Source organism: Ruegeria sp. AF2 (genome assembly GCF_056542025.1).
On record NZ_JBQFZC010000005.1, the window covers coordinates 1 to 20,024 of the forward strand.

At 53.9% G+C, this 20,024-nt stretch carries 17 protein-coding genes; 10 read left to right on the forward strand and 7 right to left on the reverse strand.

Annotated features, from left to right (window positions below):
- Positions 1–915 precede the first annotated feature (915 nt).
- The gene (gene xylB, locus ACR0NM_RS15725) at positions 916–2,274 is read right to left on the reverse strand and encodes a xylulokinase (protein WP_480615583.1); all 1,359 of its coding nucleotides are present in this window, start codon (positions 2,272–2,274) and stop codon (positions 916–918) included.
- 121 nt (positions 2,275–2,395) lie between these two features.
- Between xylB and ACR0NM_RS15730 the strand changes: the two genes are divergently transcribed.
- The 8 genes from ACR0NM_RS15730 (at position 2,396) to ACR0NM_RS15765 (ending at position 10,951) form a co-directional block, all read left to right on the forward strand.
- Positions 2,396–3,421, forward strand: a complete 1,026-nt coding sequence (locus ACR0NM_RS15730; RefSeq protein ID WP_480615585.1) for a LacI family DNA-binding transcriptional regulator — start codon at positions 2,396–2,398, stop codon at positions 3,419–3,421.
- Between the two features lie 95 nt (positions 3,422–3,516).
- The gene (locus tag ACR0NM_RS15735) at positions 3,517–4,821 is read left to right on the forward strand and encodes an ABC transporter substrate-binding protein (protein WP_170392705.1); all 1,305 of its coding nucleotides are present in this window, start codon (positions 3,517–3,519) and stop codon (positions 4,819–4,821) included.
- Positions 4,822–4,930: 109 nt separating this feature from the next.
- Positions 4,931–5,797, forward strand: a complete 867-nt coding sequence (locus ACR0NM_RS15740) for a carbohydrate ABC transporter permease (protein ID WP_170392706.1) — start codon at positions 4,931–4,933, stop codon at positions 5,795–5,797.
- 12 nt (positions 5,798–5,809) lie between these two features.
- The gene (locus ACR0NM_RS15745) at positions 5,810–6,640 is read left to right on the forward strand and encodes a carbohydrate ABC transporter permease (RefSeq protein WP_010443328.1); all 831 of its coding nucleotides are present in this window, start codon (positions 5,810–5,812) and stop codon (positions 6,638–6,640) included.
- Between the two features lie 11 nt (positions 6,641–6,651).
- The gene (locus ACR0NM_RS15750) at positions 6,652–7,656 is read left to right on the forward strand and encodes an ABC transporter ATP-binding protein (RefSeq protein ID WP_170425039.1); all 1,005 of its coding nucleotides are present in this window, start codon (positions 6,652–6,654) and stop codon (positions 7,654–7,656) included.
- The gene (locus ACR0NM_RS15755) at positions 7,653–8,426 is read left to right on the forward strand and encodes an L-iditol 2-dehydrogenase (protein WP_170392708.1); all 774 of its coding nucleotides are present in this window, start codon (positions 7,653–7,655) and stop codon (positions 8,424–8,426) included. The genes ACR0NM_RS15750 and ACR0NM_RS15755 overlap by 4 nt, the downstream gene beginning before the upstream one ends.
- Complete coding sequence (locus ACR0NM_RS15760) at positions 8,426–9,925, forward strand: mannitol dehydrogenase family protein (RefSeq protein ID WP_480615587.1); 1,500 nt, start codon at positions 8,426–8,428, stop codon at positions 9,923–9,925. Before ACR0NM_RS15755 ends, ACR0NM_RS15760 begins: the two co-directional genes overlap by 1 nt.
- 417 nt (positions 9,926–10,342) lie before the next feature.
- Positions 10,343–10,951: a histidine phosphatase family protein gene (locus ACR0NM_RS15765; protein WP_480615589.1), complete on the forward strand. Its 609-nt coding sequence runs from the start codon at positions 10,343–10,345 to the stop codon at positions 10,949–10,951.
- 431 nt (positions 10,952–11,382) lie between these two features.
- On the opposite strand, the gene ACR0NM_RS15770 is transcribed toward ACR0NM_RS15765, so the two are convergent.
- The 5 genes from ACR0NM_RS15770 to ugpB form a co-directional block, all read right to left on the reverse strand.
- A complete protein-coding gene (locus ACR0NM_RS15770) occupies positions 11,383–12,330 on the reverse strand; it encodes a glycerophosphodiester phosphodiesterase family protein (protein WP_480615591.1) in 948 nt (315 codons plus the stop codon).
- Complete coding sequence (ugpC, locus tag ACR0NM_RS15775) at positions 12,330–13,385, reverse strand: sn-glycerol-3-phosphate ABC transporter ATP-binding protein UgpC (protein ID WP_170392711.1); 1,056 nt, start codon at positions 13,383–13,385, stop codon at positions 12,330–12,332. Before ugpC ends, ACR0NM_RS15770 begins: the two co-directional genes overlap by 1 nt.
- Before the next feature lie 3 nt (positions 13,386–13,388).
- Complete coding sequence (gene ugpE, locus ACR0NM_RS15780; RefSeq protein ID WP_170392936.1) at positions 13,389–14,225, reverse strand: sn-glycerol-3-phosphate ABC transporter permease UgpE; 837 nt, start codon at positions 14,223–14,225, stop codon at positions 13,389–13,391.
- A 20-nt stretch (positions 14,226–14,245) separates the two neighbouring features.
- Positions 14,246–15,127, reverse strand: a complete 882-nt coding sequence (ugpA, locus tag ACR0NM_RS15785) for a sn-glycerol-3-phosphate ABC transporter permease UgpA (RefSeq protein WP_155150415.1) — start codon at positions 15,125–15,127, stop codon at positions 14,246–14,248.
- A 61-nt stretch (positions 15,128–15,188) separates the two neighbouring features.
- Entirely contained in the window at positions 15,189–16,499 is a 1,311-nt protein-coding gene (ugpB, locus tag ACR0NM_RS15790) for a sn-glycerol-3-phosphate ABC transporter substrate-binding protein UgpB (protein ID WP_170392713.1), read from the reverse strand.
- Positions 16,500–16,680: 181 nt separating this feature from the next.
- On the opposite strand from ugpB, the gene ACR0NM_RS15795 reads away from it, so the two are divergent.
- On the forward strand, positions 16,681–17,583 hold the full coding sequence (locus tag ACR0NM_RS15795) for a LysR substrate-binding domain-containing protein (protein WP_480615593.1): 903 nt from the start codon (positions 16,681–16,683) through the stop codon (positions 17,581–17,583).
- A 506-nt stretch (positions 17,584–18,089) separates the two neighbouring features.
- Positions 18,090–18,926 (forward strand): TauD/TfdA family dioxygenase, encoded by an 837-nt coding sequence (locus ACR0NM_RS15800; RefSeq protein WP_170597514.1) that lies wholly within the window; start codon positions 18,090–18,092, stop codon positions 18,924–18,926.
- 328 nt (positions 18,927–19,254) lie between these two features.
- On the opposite strand, the gene ACR0NM_RS15805 is transcribed toward ACR0NM_RS15800, so the two are convergent.
- Positions 19,255–20,010: an isochorismatase family protein gene (locus ACR0NM_RS15805; protein WP_480615595.1), complete on the reverse strand. Its 756-nt coding sequence runs from the start codon at positions 20,008–20,010 to the stop codon at positions 19,255–19,257.
- Positions 20,011–20,024: the final 14 nt, after the last annotated feature.

Here is a 20,024-nt window from a genome sequence, read left to right on the forward strand (position 1 = left end):
CCGGGCACCATTCCCAACAGGTAAGCTACTGTTTCCCTTCAGCTTTAACTGGAGCTGACCAAGGGCGTAGTACATGCTGGAGAACAAAACCGTTCCCTTCTCATTTGTGAATGCAGAGGTCTTCTACTTCACACGACGGGTCCCGAAAGACCTCGATCACCACTAGCTGCAGAGAAGTGTTGCTTTCCGGCGGTCTCCGAGCGACTCAATGCGATGGCTGAACTCGTGAGGCTGGGGATTCCCGTCTCGGCGAGGCTGCAGCCGCTTGTACCGGACAACGAAGAAGACGCGGCAAGACTAATTCGCGGATTCGCTGATTGTGGTGCGAAACACGTTTCGGTCGAGTAATTGAAACTGCCTATCGAAAAAATGCTTCGCAGTCAAAAGTGTTGGAAAGAGTTCTTCCGAGCGCCCGAAAAGACTACCAATCACGGCAAGCGGTTCGCGCAGCTAGGGAGTATGTGCTACCGCCTTAGCACAAGATTGAGGGCCACGAGTATCTATCAACAACCGCCAAGAAACATGGATTAATCCATGGCTATGCTGATAACGAGTTTTTGCTTCGCAACCCCTTTCGCTCTTGCTGTAATGGTGCAGATTTGTTCCTGAGGGGCTCTGGGTCGCTAACATCACGCATTTCATTGTGGTCAAGATAGCCATAGCTCAGCCCAAAACTCAGATCCTCAGCACCTATTCCTACCGAAAATTGAAGGCATGATCTGCACCTCTCAGACCTAGTTATCACCCATACGTCGATCCATGTCATGCCTATTGCTTCACCAACGCAGGTCCATCTAGCGCGGGGGACGATCTAAATACTGAAGATTATTAGTGCGATCAATTTACACCTTTAACCGCAGAATAAAGTCGGCGAAATTTCATCAACCGTTCGGAAAGTGCAGTCATTTCAGTGGGTTAAAACCTTTCGGTTGTGGGCGGCTGATATGCCAAATCAGCTTTCGTCAACGCGCCGAGACCACACGCCGCCAGCCGGGCTGCGCCATATGCCGGACCGGAATCCGCCCCATCAGATCGTACAATGGGTTTTCCAATCACCGTTGCGATCAAACCAAGCAACAATTCTGATCGGCTGCCGCCTCCTATGGCGGCCAATTCGGGCAGGTCGTCAATTGTGTCACCAAAACTGAGCGCTGCATCGGCAAAGCTAAACGCAATTGCCTCAACTACAGAGCGGCAGATGTCAGCACGTGTTGTTGAATCCTCCAGTCCAAAGAAACTGGCCCGAATACGTGGGTCTCCGTGCGGGCTGCGTTCACCCGTCAGATAGGGCAGAAAAATCGGAACGCGATCACCGTTGACCGTTTCAGCAAGCGCGACAACTTCGGTAGAAGTCAGCCCCAACTGATCCCCAATCCATGAAATGGGCCTTGCCCCGTTCAGCATCGCAGCCATTTGATACCAACGATCGGGCAGCGTGTGTGCAAAAGCATGAACATAGCTTTCAGGGTTAGGCTTATAACTTCGATTAGCCGCAAATAGCTGACCGGATGTCCCAAGTGAGATGAACCCACGCCCTGGCTCGGTAGCACCCAATGACACCGCCCCTGTTGCCGCGTCCCCTCCTCCGGTCACGACGGGAATACCGGGTTTCAGCCTTGTCTCTGCCGCAGCACGTGCGGTCACTTTCCCAACAACCGTTTGACCGTCGAATACTGGCGGTAACCAGTCGGGCTTTACAAATGTGGCTTCGGTGACAGCGGCATTCCATTTGCGCGACGCCTGATCAAGCCACATTGTTCCGGCCGCATCGGACGTATCGGTTGCCAATTCTCCATGCAGACATAAGCCGATATAGTCTTTGGGCAGCAGGATATGGGCAAGTCGACCGTAATGTTCGGGCTCATGTTGTCTAAGCCATGCAATCTTAGGTGCGGTAAAGCCTGGCAAGGGCAGGACACCCGCAATCTGTCCAATCTGTGGTTCGACCGCACGCAGTTCATCACACTCGCGTGCTGATCTGCTGTCATTCCAAAGGATCGCCGGGCGGATCGGACGCAGATCGCGGTCCAGCAAAACGGCACCATGCATTTGACCGGACAATCCGACGGCCTTGATTTCGGACAACTCAATTCGGCCCACAAGTTGGTTCAAAGCGTCTACTGTCGCCTTCCACCAAAGGTCCGGGTGCTGCTCAGACCAGCCGGGTTGGGGTGAAGATGTCTGTATCCCCACCGAAGATGTCGCGAGAATCCGGTCCCTATCCGCGTACGCAAGCTTGACAGTCGAAGTTCCGATATCGATCCCGAGATACATTCAAACCCCTCGCCCCGTTCAACTACTCGGAGACCGTCTGGCTATTGATTTTTTAGCGCGCGCAAAGAATATGTAAAGATACGATAAAATCAAGGCGGCTATGATCCGCAGGCAGACTAGCATGAACAAGATTAAGAATATGGAAGAGTTCGCGGCCCTCAGCGGCATTTCGCGGCCCACGGTATCCAAATATTTCCATGATCCCGAAAGTGTTCGCCCGACGACAAGGGCGCGCATCGAAGAAGCGCTCGAACGGTTTGATTACCGCCCTAACATTTATGCGGTGAACCAGAACCGAAAGCTGACCAAGAATATCGGCATCGTCGTACCCTATTTGTCTGACCCTTTCTTTGCAGAAATCGCACGGTATCTGGAACAATCCTGCATCGCGGCGGGCTATCGACCGTCTCTCTTCAGCTCACATGGCGAGCAAAAGCTCGAGAACGAAATTCTGGACGGCCTGCAATCCCTGAAACCCGCCGGGGTTTTGCTAGCCCCTTTGGGGCGTATCTCGGACCGATCCGCGATCGAGAAATTCTGTGCCAACGTGCCAACGGTCTTATTTGACAGCAACCTGGATGGTTTGGGGGCTGCCTTTGTTGGATCGGACAATTTCAGTTTTGTGTCACAAACCGTCGAATACATGACCCGCACGGGCGAACCGCCATCTTTCTTTGAAATGCGTACGCCTGCGAATCCGAACGCCAACAAACGTCGAAAAGCCTATGTTGAGGTGATGGAGCGTCTCGGGTTCGAGCCTCATATCATCAAAGTCGACGGCATAGGCTGGGCATTTGAAGAAATCGGTCACCGGGGCGCGTTGAAAGTTCTGGACGAGCGTCAATTGAGGACGAATTCAGTTCTATGCAGCAATGACCGACTGGCAATTGGCTTTCTTGCGGCCTGTTACGAACAGGGGATTCGGGTCGGACGCAAGAACGATTGCACGCTGCGCGTGGCCTCAAATGACGATCATCCGTTCGCAAAATTCACCTGCCCTTCTCTGACCACAGCTGCGCATGACTACGACAACGTGGCCGGAAGAAGTGTCGAAACGCTGTTCGAACTCATTGAAAACGGGGGAGAATTTGAGACACGAACAGAAACTCTTTTCCCTGCGCGGCTCGTATTAAGGAATTCGGCATAACTCAATAATTTTAACGCGCGTAAAGTTTTTATTGACGGCGCGACAATTTACACTTTACGCTCTCTGCACGACATCCAAGCTCAGGGAGGACAGGGATGTATCTGAAGCACGCACTTCGCGCGGCGACTGCATTGACATTCGTCGCTACGGCCGCAGCCCACGCGCAATCCATCACGATCGCCACCGTGAATAATGGCGACATGATCCGGATGCAGGGCTATACTGACAAATTCACCGAAGCGACCGGTATCGACGTCGAATGGGTAACGCTGGAAGAGAACGTGCTGCGTCAGCGCGTCACCACCGACATCACGACCAAGGGCGGTCAGTTCGACATCATGACCATCGGCATGTACGAGACGCCCATCTGGGGCGCGAATGGCTGGTTGGTTCCGCTGGATGGTTTGTCCGAAGACTACGATGTCGGGGACATTCTGCCCGCAATGGCGGGGGGCCTAAGCCATGAAGGGACGCTGTACGCAGCGCCATTCTATGGTGAAAGCTCGATGATCATGTACCGCACTGACCTGATGGAACAGGCCGGCCTTGAAATGCCCGACGCGCCGACCTGGCAATTCATCCGCGAAGCTGCCGCTGCGATGACGGATCGGGACAATGACATCAACGGCATCTGCCTACGTGGCAAGGCTGGTTGGGGTGAAGGCGGCGCCTTTATCACGGTGACAGGCAATTCCTTCGGCGCACGCTGGTTTGACGAGGATTGGAAGCCCCAGTTCGATCAGCCGGAATGGAAAGAAGCGCTCACTTTCTTCGTCGACATGATGAATGAATCTGGCCCGGCGGGCTTCGCCACCAATGGGTTCAATGAAAACCTGTCGCTGTTCCAGCAGGGCAAGTGTGGCATGTGGATCGACGCAACCGTCGCGGCGTCCTTCGTGACCAACCCTGACGACTCGACAGTGGCAGACAAGGTTGGTTTTGCACTGGCACCGAACTCGGAAGGCGTAGATAAACGCGCCAATTGGTTGTGGGCCTGGGCGCTAGCGATCCCAGCGGGCACGCAGCAAGAGGACGCGGCAAAGCAATTCATCGAATGGGCGACCTCGAAAGACTACATTGAGTTGGTGGCCGAAAATGAAGGCTGGGCCAATGTGCCGCCGGGCGCGCGAACCTCGCTCTATGAGAACCCGAACTACAAGGAAGTTCCCTTTGCGAACATGACCTTAGAGTCGATCCTGATGGCCGATCCACAGAATTGCTGCGCACAGCCGACGCCATACACGGGTATCCAGTTCGTCGCGATCCCCGAGTTTGCCGGCATCGCTACGCAAGTAAGTCAGGAGTTCTCGGCAGTTTATGCCGGACAGCAGTCAGTGGACGAAGCACTCGCCAAAGCGCAGGCCTTCACCACCGAAGAAATGGAAGCCGCAGGCTACTGAGGCATCCCTCCCCGGCGGGCGGGCAGAGGTCTGCCCCCCGCTCTACCCTTCCACAACTCGCGTTTTTCTCGCAGGCTTTGGTTATGCCTGAACAGAGAGGGTTTGCGTCATGGCAACTCAACATTCCCGATCCGTCGCGCGCCTGATGATGGCACCCGCAGTGGTCCTGCTACTTGGCTGGATGCTCGTGCCCCTGACGATGACGCTGTATTTTTCCTTCAAGAAATATCTGCCCCTTCGCGGTGGCGACTTGGGCTGGGTCGGGTTCGACAACTATGTCCGGTTCGTCTCGTCCAGCTCCTTCTGGCCCGCCGTGCAAGCGACGTTGATGATCGTAGGCGGCGTCTTGGTGATCACCGTAATTCTAGGCATTCTACTAGCGATGCTGCTGGATCAACCCATGTGGGGTCAGGGCGTTGTCCGTATCCTCGTGATCGCTCCCTTCTTTGTCATGCCCACGGTGTCTGCGTTGGTGTGGAAGAACATGTTCATGGATCCTGTGAATGGGTTGCTGGCCCATCTATGGCGCTTTTTCGGGGCCGAGCCGATCTCATGGCTATCCGAGGCCTCGATGACTTCGATCATCATGATCGTCTCATGGCAGTGGCTACCCTTCGCGACACTGATCCTGCTGACCGCAATTCAGTCACTGGACAGTGAACAGCTGGAAGCAGCCGAAATGGATGGTGCGCCAGTCCTGAAACGCTTTTATCACATCGTCCTGCCACATCTGAGCCGCGCGATAACCATCGTGATCCTGATCCAGACGATCTTTCTTCTGTCGATCTTCGCCGAAATCTTCGTGACCACCGGCGGCGCCTTCGGCACCCGCACCCTCACCTACCTGATCTTCCAGCGTGTGCTGGAAAGCCAGAATGTCGGCCTCGGATCAGCCGGAGGTGTCTACGCCATCATCCTTGCCAATATCGTTGCGATCTTCCTGATGCGCATCGTCGGCAAAAACCTGGACGCGTGAGGAGGAACGACCATGGCCCGCGCCGTCACATCCCGTCGTAAATCGCTGAACACCGCCCTTGCCTGGGCCGTTGGTCTGCTGATCTTTTTCCCGATCCTCTGGACGATCCTGACCAGCTTCAAAACCGAAGCTCAGGCGATCGCCAGCCCACCGCTGTTCCTGAACTTCGATTGGACGCTCGAGAACTATGCAATCGTACAGGAACGCTCGGATTACATGCGGTTCCTGTGGAATTCGGTGATCATCGCAGGTGGATCAACCATTCTGGGCGTGATCATCGCAGTGCCCGCTGCATGGGCCATGGCCTTCGTGCCGTCCAAGCGTACCAAGGACATCCTGCTGTGGATGCTGTCCACCAAGATGCTGCCCGCGGTGGGTGTTCTCTACCCGATCTATCTGCTGTTCATCCGGTTGGGTCTACTGGACACGCGCGGAGGGCTGGTCGTGGTGCTGATGCTGATCAACCTGCCGATCATCGTCTGGATGCTTTACACCTATTTCCGTGAAATCCCCGGTGAGATTCTGGAAGCCGCCCGGATGGATGGTGCCACGCTGAAAGAGGAAATCCTCTATGTGTTGACACCCATGGCCGTGCCCGGCATCGCCTCGACCGTGTTACTGAACTTCATTCTTGCCTGGAACGAGGCATTCTGGACGCTCAACCTGACCGCCGTTGACGCAGCGCCGCTTACCGCATTCATCGCCAGCTATTCCAGCCCCGAAGGCCTGTTCTTCGCCAAGCTCAGCGCGGCATCGACCATGGCGATCGCACCAATCCTCATCCTTGGCTGGTTCAGCCAGAAACAACTTGTCCGCGGCCTGACTTTCGGCGCTGTGAAATAAGGAAGACGACTATGGGACGTATCCAACTCAAGTCAGTGACCAAAAGCTTCGGTGATGTAGAGGTCATTCCACCACTAGATTTGACTATCGAGGACGGTGAATTCACCGTCTTCGTCGGGCCCTCTGGTTGTGGCAAGTCCACGCTGTTGCGGCTCATTGCGGGGCTAGAGGACATCACTTCGGGCTCCATCGACATTGATGGCGCGGATGCAACCGACGTACCGCCCGCCAAACGTGGTCTGGCAATGGTGTTCCAGTCTTATGCTCTGTACCCGCATATGAGTGTGCGCAAGAACATCGCCTTTCCCTTGCGTATGGCCAAGCTGGATCAGGCCGAAATCGACAAGCGGGTCGAAGGCGCGGCAAGCGTCCTGAACCTGAGCGATTATCTCGACCGCCGCCCAGGGCAGCTTTCAGGTGGGCAACGCCAGCGCGTTGCCATTGGTCGCGCCATTGTTCGTGAGCCCGCGGCATTCCTGTTCGACGAGCCCCTTTCAAACCTAGACGCGGCGCTGCGCGTTGGCATGCGGCTGGAGATCAGCGAACTGCACGAACGTCTGGCGACAACGATGATTTACGTGACGCACGATCAGGTTGAAGCCATGACAATGGCCGACAAGATCGTCGTGCTTCAGGCCGGTGTGATCGAACAGGTCGGCAGCCCGCTTGAATTATATCGGACGCCGCGCAACTTATTTGTTGCAGGGTTCATCGGCTCGCCCAAAATGAACTTCATCGAAGGACCAGAGGCGACGAAACACGGTGCACAAACAATCGGTATTCGCCCGGAACACATCGCGGTTTCGGAGACTGAAGGTGAATGGTCCGGGATCGTCAGCGTTTCAGAACACTTGGGATCGGACACCTTTTTTCACGTCCACGAGACCGGCCTGGCCGAAACCATTACCGTCCGCGCAGATGGTGAGGTCGGCTTCCGCCATGGGGATCGAATTCACCTGACCCCGCGTGCAGATGTCATCCATCGGTTTGACGCGAAAGGCTTGCGGATCGAATGACACGCTTGGCAGGCAAAACCGCCCTGATCACCGGGGCTGCGCGAGGCATCGGATTGGCCTTTGCCAAAGCTTATGTTGCAGAAGGCGCGCGTGTTGCCATCGCCGATATCGACATCCAGCGTGCGAAAGACGCCGCCGCAGAATTGGGTCAGGTTGCATTCGCCATCGAGATGGACGTGACAAACCAACAAAGCATAGATGAGGCCGTCGCAAGAGCCGCTACACATTTCGGCCCTATCGACATTCTGATCAACAATGCGGCAATCTTCACCGCCGCCCCAATCGTTGAGATCGAGCGGGAAGACTACAACCGCGTGTTTGACATCAACGTCTCGGGTGCTTTGTTCACGATGCAGGCGGTCGCCCGGCACATGATCGAGCACGGGACCAAAGGTCGGATCATCAACATGGCATCTCAGGCTGGGCGAAGGGGGGAACCTTTGGTCGCGGTTTACTGCGCCAGCAAGGCGGCGATCATATCGCTGACCCAATCGGCAGGGCTGAACCTGATCGCTCATGGAATCAACGTGAACGCAATTGCTCCGGGTGTTGTTGATGGCGAGCATTGGGACGGCGTTGATGCGTTCTTTGCAAAACATGAAGATAAACCGCTCGGCCAAAAGAAACGCGAAGTGGCGGCAGCTGTTCCCTATGGGCGGATGGGTCGCGCAGAGGATCTGACCGGGATGGCTGTGTTTCTGGCCTCTGACGAAGCCAGGTACATTGTCGCCCAGACATATAACGTCGATGGCGGAAACTGGATGAGCTGATGAATCCTGTGGCAAACGCAAATCCTGCAGTACATCTAAGGCGAGATAACCTTTCAAACCTGCCGACAACTGTCAGGACCCCATCTTACAGGTGCTCGGACCTGACGCCCGGCATTGTCCATATCGGTCTTGGGAATTTTCACCGCGCGCATCAGGCTTGGTATATCCATCAGTTGATGCAGCAAGGTCAGGCCCACGACTGGGCAATCATCGGAGCCGGTGTGCGAAGCTACGATTCCGAGATGCGAGGGCGTCTGCTGGCGCAGGACTGCTTGACGACATTGATCGAACTGGACCCGAAAGGGATGTCCGCCCAGGTAATTGGTCCGATGATCGACTATCTTCCGGTCGAGGCAGGCAATGCAGCGTTGATCCGCAAGATGTCCGAGCCTTCCATCAAGATTGTGTCTTTGACAGTGACCGAAGGTGGATATTACCGAGATGCCAACACGGGTGCCCTCGACACAGATCACCAAGAAATTCTTCATGATGCAGCAAATCCAAACCAGCCGCGCACGGCCTTCGGTGCGATCATTGCGGCGCTCAAGCAGCGCAGGGCGCAGGGCATCAAACCCTTCACCGCGCTGAGCTGCGATAACCTTAAGGATAATGGCGTGATCCTGAGGAACTGCGTTGTCGGTCTAGCACGCCTGTCTGACCCTGCTCTGGCCGACTGGATAGACCAGAACGGCGCATTCCCCAATTCAATGGTGGATTGCATCGTGCCCGCTACAACAGACCAAGTGATATCACAATGCCACGCACTTGGCGTCGATGACCAAGCACCCGTCTCGCACGAGAACTATCGCCAATGGGTGATCGAGGACGATTTCTGCGCCGGGCGCCCACCCCTGGAACAGGTTGGCGTCACGCTGACCCGTGATGTCCAAAGCTATGAGACGATGAAACTGCGCATCTTGAACGGCGGTCACCAGTTGCTTGCTAATGTCGGCGAAATACTGAATGTCCCGACAATTTCGGATTGCATGCAGGACCGGGATATCCTGGCGTTTTTCAGAAAGGTCCAAGAAGAAGAAATTCTGCCTCATGTCGCAGCCGTCCCCGGAGCGACTGCAAATGAATACCTTGAGCAGGTTGAGACGCGATTTGCAAATACGGCCATTCACGACACGACGCGCCGGGTTGCTTTCGATGGATCGGCGCGACACCCCGGGTTCCTGCTGCCGTCACTTCGTGATGCACTTGCGGCAGGCTCTTCCATAAGCGGGCTCGCGCTGGCCGAAGCTTTCTGGTGCCGGATGTGTGCAGGATACCGTGAAGATGGCTCCGAAATCGCCCCCAATGACCCCCAATGGGAGAGTCTACAGAAAGCTTCGCTGGCTTCCAAAGACGATCCAGAACTCTGGGTCGGCCAGCAACACTATAGCGATGCTTGCGCCCTCGGCGCAGACTTTCCCAGAGCTTTTACCTTCTGGCTAACTACGATCTGGAAACACGGCAGTCGGGCAGCCATCGCGGAATATATCAATCGCAGTTGAGCCCTTTTCTGAACGCGCTTTTCAGAGCAGGGTCAGTCGCCGATACGAATATCGAGCGACACAGTATTCAGCCATCCGGCCTTAGCGAAGCCGTTGATTTTGATACGACCCCAATACCCACTACGCGCAAGTTTTGCGATTTTCGCCTATAAGTTCTCCCATCATGTCCACGCATCCGAGAAGATGTCATCGAAGTTAAGCGCAAACCAAGTCGGCGGAGAGCCCTTAAAGGATCAAAATGAGCGACGCCTCATTTAACGCACAGGTCGTGTAGCGGCCCTTCATTCGTGTTATCAATTGTGTCAACCAGAGGATTGGTTGCTTTTTTCGACAATAGTTGCCCGCTTAGACGAGATACTGCTTAAACTAAAAATCAGAATTACTTCGCTTTGCGTCGATGAATAAAGTAGTCAACAAGTGCGAGACCAGAACATCAGCCCAACCTTCTATTTGCTTCGTCACGGCGAGACCGAATGGAACTCCCAAAAACGGAGGCAAGGACGTCGAGACTCGCCCCTGACCGAACGAGGCATTCGTCAAGCATTGGCAAACGCAAGTAAACTACGAAGCCGCCTTTCTTTCGATCATTCGCTGACAATATTTTCGAGCCCGCTTGGCCGAGCTGCACAGACAGCATCAATCGTGATCAAGGAACTAGGTCTGCCGCCAGAAATCATCGAGTACGAGACCAGTTTGGTGGAATGCAGTTTCGGGCAATGGGAAGGATTGACTGAAAAAGAGATCACTCGACAGTTTCCCAAGGAATGGGAAGCGCGATGCTCTGATCGCTGGAATTATCCACCCCCGGGTGGAGAGTCCTATGCTGACGTGCACAATCGTGTTTCCTCATGGTATTCGAGCAGCTCGTTCGAAGGAACAGTAATAATTGTTGGCCACGGACTAACATCCCGCGTGTTTCGAGGAATATTCCTGGGCCTATCCGCACAAGAGGTATTTGAATTGAACGAACCTCAAGACGGCTTCATCAGGTTGCAAGACGGACATTCAGCCTACATTGAACACTAAAGCTTCGTTGATTGGGCATTTGTCCCGAGTATCCGGTTTTCCGTTGGTTGCAGGTCCAAATTATTATCTCGATGAAGCGGGGGATATCGGCTCATTCACCGCAAATTCACTACGACACTGAGTTTTCACAAACTGCGCCCCTCTAATTGAATGCGCCACTTCACGGATAGCTTTGTTTTTTCTCGGTATGTTTTTTGTTAGTGTAACACACTGTTCACGCCGACCTCTCCAAGCGAAGTAATTTCTGCTGCACACGGATCTTAATCGCATCCATTGGCCAGCCTTTCGGCATGATCCAATGCGGCTACCTGACAATTGCACAGTACTTTAGACGATGGTTCTTTTGCAAATTTAGGCTAGTTGATGTGTCTGATCCTTCCCAACTGCAACTGAAAAGAACATGAACGGCGTCAGCTTTTGTGGCGCGGTGCTCACCGGCAATCGACACTCCACCTCATGCCCAAATCCGACAGATGCCTTTGAACCCGCCCAGGATAATCAGATACAATTGCATCCACGCGCAGGTCGATCATTCTGCCTATTTCTTCGTGCGAATTGACCGTCCACACGGCAACACATAGGCCCAGTTCTTTTGCGCGCGCCACATTTTCAGCCGTTACATCCGTGTAGTATGGGCACCAAAGCGAACCGCCAGCTTGCTTGACCAAATTTGGAATTTCATCACGACGACCACGAAAGTCAGGGCAAACCGCTTTCGAGGAATCCTCACCAACATCCGCCGCGTTTTCCGGAAGCTGCGTCAGGTAGGAAGACGGCATGTCAGGAGCCTGCCGCTGACACTCCTCCAACAGGTTCCAATCAAAACTGTGGAGCACCGCGCGCGAAGACAATCCTTTGTCGCGTACTTCTTGAAGAACCCGCTCGACAAATTTCCTCCTATAAAGCGCATCGTGAGCCAAATCCGGATCCGACTTCAGTTCGAGCATCAAATAGGCGTCGCCATATTTTGGATCATCAACCAAATCCAGCAAATCCTGCAACTTTGGAACACGGATGCCATCCAGTTGAGCTTGGTCCGGAAACCGTTGGCCATAAGCCGAGTGACCATCCAACCGCCCGATGTCAAATTGCTGGATTTGCTCGAACGTCAATGACGAGACCTTCGGCTCTTCTCCTGTTAGAAACAGGCCATTTGCGTCACGAAAGCTAGGAGCGTGCAGCCGATGGTTGTGGGTTATGACCGGTACGTCATCGGCCGTCAGGACAACATCAAACTCAAGCAGCGGGACGCCGATAGAGAGCGAAAAGTCAAAGCCAATCATACTGTTTTCGGGCAGCACACCCCGCGCACCTCGATGCCCCACAACCCGGATCAGGTTTTTGCCACCACGAAAGGCTTCAACCTGTGGAAAGACCATCAGCCTTCCAACCTCTTGCCGGATGAATGGTCAAACAGATGCATGTGCTCTGAGGCAACTGAGAACCGCATGCTCGGATGCCGGCCTTCGATTGGGTGGACACCCGGAAGACTTATCGTAATCGCGTCGCCTGCATCCGTGAGCTGGCCATGCAATAAGGTGTTTGCGCCTAGCGGTTCCGCCATCTGAATAGCGGCTTCCAACGGACCATTGTCGTCCAGAAACAGATGCTCTGGTCGGATTCCAAGCTTTAGTGGGGTATCAGGCCCCGTGGATGGGCCAATCTCTAAGCCCCCTATCTTAACCGTTCCGTTTTCACGCTGAGCATCAAAGATATTCATTGCAGGGCTACCAATAAACTGAGCCGCGAAAAGTGTTCCTGGTGTTTCATATACCTCCAATGGCGTCCCAATCTGCTCAGCGATGCCTCCGTTCATCACGATCATCCTGTCTGCCATCGTCATCGCTTCGACCTGATCGTGAGTCACGTAAAGCGATGTAATTCCTAACTTTTCCTGAAGCTCGCGGATTTCTAAACGCATCTGAACACGCAGCTTGGCATCAAGATTTGAGAGTGGTTCATCAAACAGGAAAACCGCCGGCTCGCGAACAATTGCCCGCCCCATTGCCACCCTTTGGCGTTGACCGCCTGAAAGCTGCCGGGGTTTGCGGTCCAACAAAGCTTCCAGCTGCAACAGTTTGGCGGCCTCGGTCACCTTCTGGTCAATCTGGTTCTTTGGAAGCCCCGCGATTTTCAGCCCATACCCCATGTTCTGGCGCACCGACATATGCGGGTAGAGCGCGTAATTCTGGAACACCATCGCGATATCGCGATCCATCGGCTCTTTGTCGTTGGCTCGTTCTTCTCCAATCCGGATTTCACCGGACGTTACGGTTTCAAGGCCCGCAACCATTCGCAAAAGCGTGGATTTTCCGCAGCCCGAAGGGCCAACAATCACGATGAATTCACCGTCCGCAATATCTATGTCGATGCCATGGATAACATCCGTCGGGCCAAAGCTCTTTTTGACATTCTCTAAGTTTACTGTTGCCATTTTTTATTTCTCGCTATCGACAAGGCCGCGGACAAAGAGCTTTTGCATAGACACCACTACGATGACCGGCGGGATCATTGCCAAAATCGAAGTGGCCATGATGACCGGCCATTCCGCTACGTCGTCGCCGGATGGGAACATCTGTTTGATACCCATCACGATGGTGTTCATTTCAGGATCGGTAGTGATGAGCAGCGGCCAGAGATATTGATTCCACCCGTAGATAAAAAGGATCACGAACAGCGCCGCGATATTCGTTCGGCTCATGGGGACCACGATATCAATGAAGAACCGCATCGGGCGGGCACCATCGACGCGTGCAGCTTCGGCCAGTTCATCCGGGATCGTCAGAAAGAACTGCCGGAACAGGAACGTTGCCGTGGCCGAGGCGATTAAGGGGAAGATCAGCCCATAGTAGCTGTTGAGCATGCCGAACCCGGCGACAACTTCGAACGTCGGCACAATACGAACCTCGACCGGAAGCATCAGCGTTAGGAAGATCAGCCAAAAGAACGTCGTTCGCCCGGGAAAACGGAAATAGACGATCGCAAAAGCTGACAGCAGCGAAATTATGATCTTGCCCACTGCGATTCCGATGGCCATCACAAGACTGTTGAACAACATTGTGGCGACCGGGACGTTCACGCCGGAGAACAGCGCGGCCTTATAGTTTTCCCAGAATTGATCGCCGGGAAGAATGGGCATGGGCGGCGACACGATTTCCGGCTGGGTCACAGTCGATGCCACGAACGCCAGCCAGATCGGGAAAAAGATGATTAAGACGCCAAGGATCATCATGGCATGGGTCAACCAGATCCCCATGCCACGTTTTTCGACCATTCCGTGTTGTTGGGCTGCCATCAGTAGTGCACCCTTTTTTCCACGTATTTGAATTGGATGACGGTCAGCAGACCAACGACAATAAGCAGGATGACGGACTGAGCGGAGGACGAACCGAGATCTTGTCCAACGAACCCATCCGAGAAGACTTTGTAGACTAGAATGGTCGTCGCCTGCTGTGGGCCACCGCCAGTGATCGTGTGGATGACGCCAAAGGTCTCAAAGAATGCATAGACAACATTCACCACCAACAGGAAGAACGCGGTTGGTGACAAAAGCGGCAGCACGATTGTGAAGAACCGGCGCCAGAAGCGCGCGCCGTCAATTGCCGCAGCCTCGATCACCGATCTTGGGACCGACTGCAGCGCTGCAAAGAAGAACAAGAAGTTATAGCTGATACGCCCCCAGGCTGAGGCTACAACCACCAGGCCCATGGCCTCGGTGCCGTTCAGAACGTGGTTCCAGTCATAACCAAGCTGGCCGAGGTACCACGACACGACACCAACACGTGTGTTGAACATGAACAGCCACAGCACGCCTGCAACCGCGGGAGCAACGGCATAGGGCCAGATCAGCAGCGTCCGGTAAACACCCGATCCTTTGATCAGGCGGTCCGCTATGACCGCCAGAAACAACGCCGGGATCATTGAACACAGTGTTACGAGCGTTGAAAACACCGCCGTCGTCACGAAAGAAGCACGGTAGAATTTATCGCTCAGCAGGAATTCAAAGTTACCCAATCCAACAAATTGGGACGACAGCCCAAATGGGTCAGGAATGAACAGGGACTGCCACACCGCCTGCCCGGCCGGATAGAAGAAGAAGACAGCGGAGATGATGACCTGCGGGGCGATCAGCGCCAATGGCAGAAGCCAGCCGCGAAAGGTGACGCGTTTTTCCATCCCGATAAACCACCGAATAAAGAAGATGCGGGCCCGAAACAGGCCCGCATCAAATTAGGACTTATTGATTGGCAGACTCGAACCGGCGCAGCAGGGCATCGCCGCGTTCTTTCGCACTGTCCATTGCTTCCTGAGCGGTCTTTTCACCGGACCAGACAGCCTCGAGCTCTTCGTCGATGATGCCGCGAATCTGGTCAAACGACCCCAGACGCAGACCCTTCGAATTCGCAGTCGGCTCTTTGGCGGTCATCTGTATGACAGCAATGTCAGTACCTGGGTTTTCTTCATAGAAACCAGCATTTCGGGTCGCGACGCCAGCTTCGGCGGTGATTGGAAGATACCCTGTGTTCTGATGCCAGTTCGCCTGAACGTCCGAAGACGAAAGGAAGCTCAGGAATTCACCGACACCTTTGTATTCTTCAGGATCGTGACCCTCCATCACCCAAAGCGAAGCGCCACCAATAATGGTGTTTTGCGGCTCGCTTACGACCGCCTCCCAATAGGGCAATGGGCGCACGTCGAATTCGAACTCAGCCTCAGAGCTAATGCCGGCATAACCTGCCGAACTTTCGGTGAATAGTGCGCATTCACCTGCCCGGAAGTTCGCGCCACCTTCGTTTCTGCGGCCGGTATAGATGAATTTACCATCTTTGGCCCAGTCACCCATCGCGGTCAGGTGTGCCACCTGCGTCGGTCCGTTCAACATCAGCTCGGTATCAAGACCGGCAAATCCATTGTCCTTCGATGCGAATGGGACGTCGTGATAGGCCGAAAGGTTCTCAAGGTGGATCCAGCTTTGCCAAGCAGTGACCAGCGGACAGTCTTCACCCCCAGCCTTAAGCTGGTCAAGAACGTCACCAACCTTTTCCCAGGTCGACAAATCCGTGTCAGGGTCAACACCCGCCGCTTCCATAGCATCGCGATTGACCCAGAGAACGGGTGTGGACGAGTTGAAGGGCAGCGACAGCATGTCCCCGTCAGTGGTCGTATAGTAGCCTTTGACGGCACCAATGTAGGCATCAGGATCGAATGATGCACCGCTTTCAGCCATCACTTCATACACGGGTTTGATAGCCCCTTCGGCCGACATCATCGTTGCCGTGCCTACTTCGAAAACCATCAGGATATGTGGTTGTTCACCTGCTCGGAAAGCAGCAATACCCGCATTCAAGGTTTCCGAATAGTTGCCTTTATGGCTTTCTACTACAGTGAACTCATCTTGGCTGGCATTGAACTCTTCAACCTGAGCCTTCACAAGATCGCCTAGTCGACCGGTGAAGGCATGCCAGAACTGAATTTCGGTTTGCGCCATAGCCGCCACCGGCGACAGAGCAGTTGTTAAGGCGAGAGCGCCTAGAAAATTCTTTTTCATGATTCCTCCCATGCATCAGGGGTTGATGCTTCGTTGAATACCGACCGCAACGCGTAATCAGCACACATGACGATTTCACGACGTTAACGTTACAATTTTATAATTCAAGCATTTAATTTTTGAGAAAAACATAACATTACATTATAAACCAACCAGGGAAACAACGAACCAGGTTCAAAATATGAGTCAAACTTTGCGGATCCGGCAATTGGAAGCGCTCATGGCCGTTTCCACCAATGGGTCGGTCACTGCTGCGGCAACGGATCTTGGGATAAGTCAGCCCGCAGTCAGTAGACTGCTTTCTGATTTGGAAAAATCACTTGGCTTTCAGCTTTTTGATCGCCGCGAAGGTCGCTTGGTGCCCTCGCAGGAGGTACGATATCTGCAACCCAGCGTAGAGCGCGTTCTGGAATTGATGAAGCAAATCTCGGATGTCAGTCAGGACATCACACAGCGCAAAGCGGGTCACATCCGCGTCGCTTGCTTACCGGGGTTCGCCACAAGTCATCTTCCCGATGTCGTCGCCAAGTTTTTGCAGGATCGGCCCGGCGTCACCCTGACGATTGAACCAGACCGACCGGAACGGATTCTCGAGTGGATGATAGGTGAGCAGTATGATTTCGGGATCACGGACAGTTTTAACGGTCACCCGGCCGTTGAAAGCAGAAACATCAATGTCCGCACAGTTTGCGTGTTTCCCACCGGGCATGAATTGGAAAGCCTCTCCGAGGTGACACCAGCGGATATTACAACGGCTAAAATTATCCATACACGACGCGACAGCGACTTTTTTGGGCGGCTTTCCAAAGCGTTTCAGAGCGCCAACGTAGAGTTGAATTCCCACATCGAAGTCAGGCAGTTCACCGCAGCTTGTGAGTTGGCACTAAAAGGTGTCGGAGTTTCCGTGGTAAGCGAGTTGGACGCCATCCAGTATTCAACGCGTGGATTGAGCTATAGGCCGTTCAAGCCATTGCTTCCACATACACTATCGCTTGTGCGCCCAATATTGAAACAACCGTCACTGGTGACACTCGAATTCATCGAACAGTTTCAAGAAAGCTTAAAACCGTTCAAAGCCCAATGAGCCCGTCAAAAAACCACGGCACATGAAAGAGCCTTTGCGCTGCCGACAAATCACCTACCCCTTTCTGCATAAGAAACATCAGAGTTTTGAGACCTCTGGGCATCATCCGGATCCAGCACCAAAGCGATCCACACCCATTCAGCCATGATCAGTGAAACAGCCATAAATTTCGCAAAGGAGCATCAATTGCAAGCTTCCTAATCCTTGCTCGCCAAAGTCCATTTGACCGCGCAAATAGCATTCGTCTGACCAACGTGCTAGCGCTGCAGTAAGAGGCAGGCTTATCCGTAGTGCAGGTTGATCGAAATGCGGGGACCGATGTTATCGAAGGTTAAGTTTGAACAACGTAAACGCACTTATGCTGAACCAGCGCACTGTACACGAAATGATCGAGCCAGTTCAGATGCAGGTTTTACGCAGCACCAACAAAACTGTGTCCAGATAGTTCAGTTTCTCCGATCATTGGCCACCCTTAAACTTCCGCCACTAGAGCAAGGAGCAGAATAATGGACATAAGACCACTGACAGGCGGTTTGGGAGCTGAGATCATGGATGCTGACATCCGCGACAGTACCCAGTTTGAAGATATTCACGCCGCGTTTGCAAAGTACTCTGTGATCGTCGTCAGAGATCAGCAGGTCAGCCCAGACGATCACCTGGAATTTGCCCGTCGCTTCGGTCCGATCAATGTCAATCGATTCTTCAGACCTGTCGATGGCCATCCTGAGATCGCCATGGTGCTTAAGGAAAAGGATCAAAGAGAAGCGGTCGGCGAAGGATGGCATACCGACCATTCGTACGATCAAGAACCCGCCATGGGTTCTATTCTCCATGCCATCGAAATGCCGCCATACGGCGGGGACACGCTTTTTGTTTCAATGGGCGCAGCCTATGACGCACTGTCCGTGCCGGTGCGCCAGTTTCTGCATGGGCTTACAGCCATTCATTCATCGCGGCATGTCTTTGGTGCAGCTGCGCAAGAAAGCGAGGCTGCAACGAGCGGGCGTCTGAGCAACGCAGAAAACGCCGTTCAAGACGCACGCCATCCAGTAGTCATCACGCATCCCTTGAGTGGGCGTCGCGGATTATTCGTGAACCCGGTGTTTACCACGCATATCGAGGGCCTCTCCCGTGAGGAGTCCGATGCAATCCTTGCCATGCTCTATGAACATTGCAAACAACCTGAATTCCAATGCCGCGTCCGATGGCGGACTGGAGACATCACCATGTGGGACAACCGAGCGACATGGCACAAGGCCATCAACGACTATCACGGATTTCGACGCCTGATGCATCGAGTAACTGTGGAAGGCTCAGCTGTTTCCGCCATTCAGCCAACATAGAATACAGCCCCGAGGGTGCGCAAAATTGCCTATGGTGTGAGTTCGGACCATTAAATTGCCAATGTCGCGAATGCCTGATTTGACGGACCCAACCGTTACAATGGCAACCTCAAGCAAATGGTGGGTTCGGGCTGTTCTCGATTTTGGTGTTTGTGCCCGGAAGGACAAGTTGTTGCTGAACCGCAATCAGCAGCGGGGAGCCGTCCCAATCAGGCTCCCCATAGTAACAGACGCCGGCTTTCTGTAAACTGCTCAAGTGCAAACAGGTAAAGCCTGATTTCAAGCAGAATTCGCCGCCAGGGACCGAAGCCCCTGACAGATGTTGAATTTACCAGGTTGAGTCCGGGTCAACTTTGAAAAGATGCTCCATAAACACGCGAGTGACGGCCTGCAGTTTATCGGTGCGCGCGTGGTCGCGTTGCAGTTCGGCTGGAACCACATTCCATGTTATAGGTTCAACACCAGCCTCGATCATGCGGCGCATGCCGTTTGCGTGGCTGGTCTGAGTGATCGATCCAACGGCGTCTTCCGGAACGTAGACGTCATATCCGGCCAACTCGGCCTCAATCGCGGGATAAGCCAGACACACATCCGTCCAAAGACCGCCCATTATCAGCTTCTTTCGGCCCGTTGCTTCAACTGCAGCTACAAATTCAGGCTCTTCCCAAGCGTTCACATTGGTCCGGTCAACAAATACCGCGTTCGGGGCCAGTTCGCGCAATTCTTCGATCATAGGATCATAGCCGTTCAATCCTACGGCTACATGGCTGAATATGATCGGGATGTCGTAGATCACGGCGGTCTTTATCAGACCAGTGGTGTTGTTGATCAGCTCTTCGTGGTTGATATTCTTAACCCCAGCCAAAATCGGCGGCTGGTAGTCGATAAGGATCAGCGCCGAGTTAGTCGGTGTCAGAAACGGGTCATTATCTGCGGCTCGGACAGGCGTGCCTTGATAGCCGTCTGGGTATGTTGCGACACCATCCACTGTTTTGATCATAGGTATTTCTGCGGTTGCAGGGAGTGCTACGGCGCTGATCGTCAAGCTCAGGGCAGTGGCGAACGGTTTGATGAAAGTGGTCATGGGAGCATCTCCAT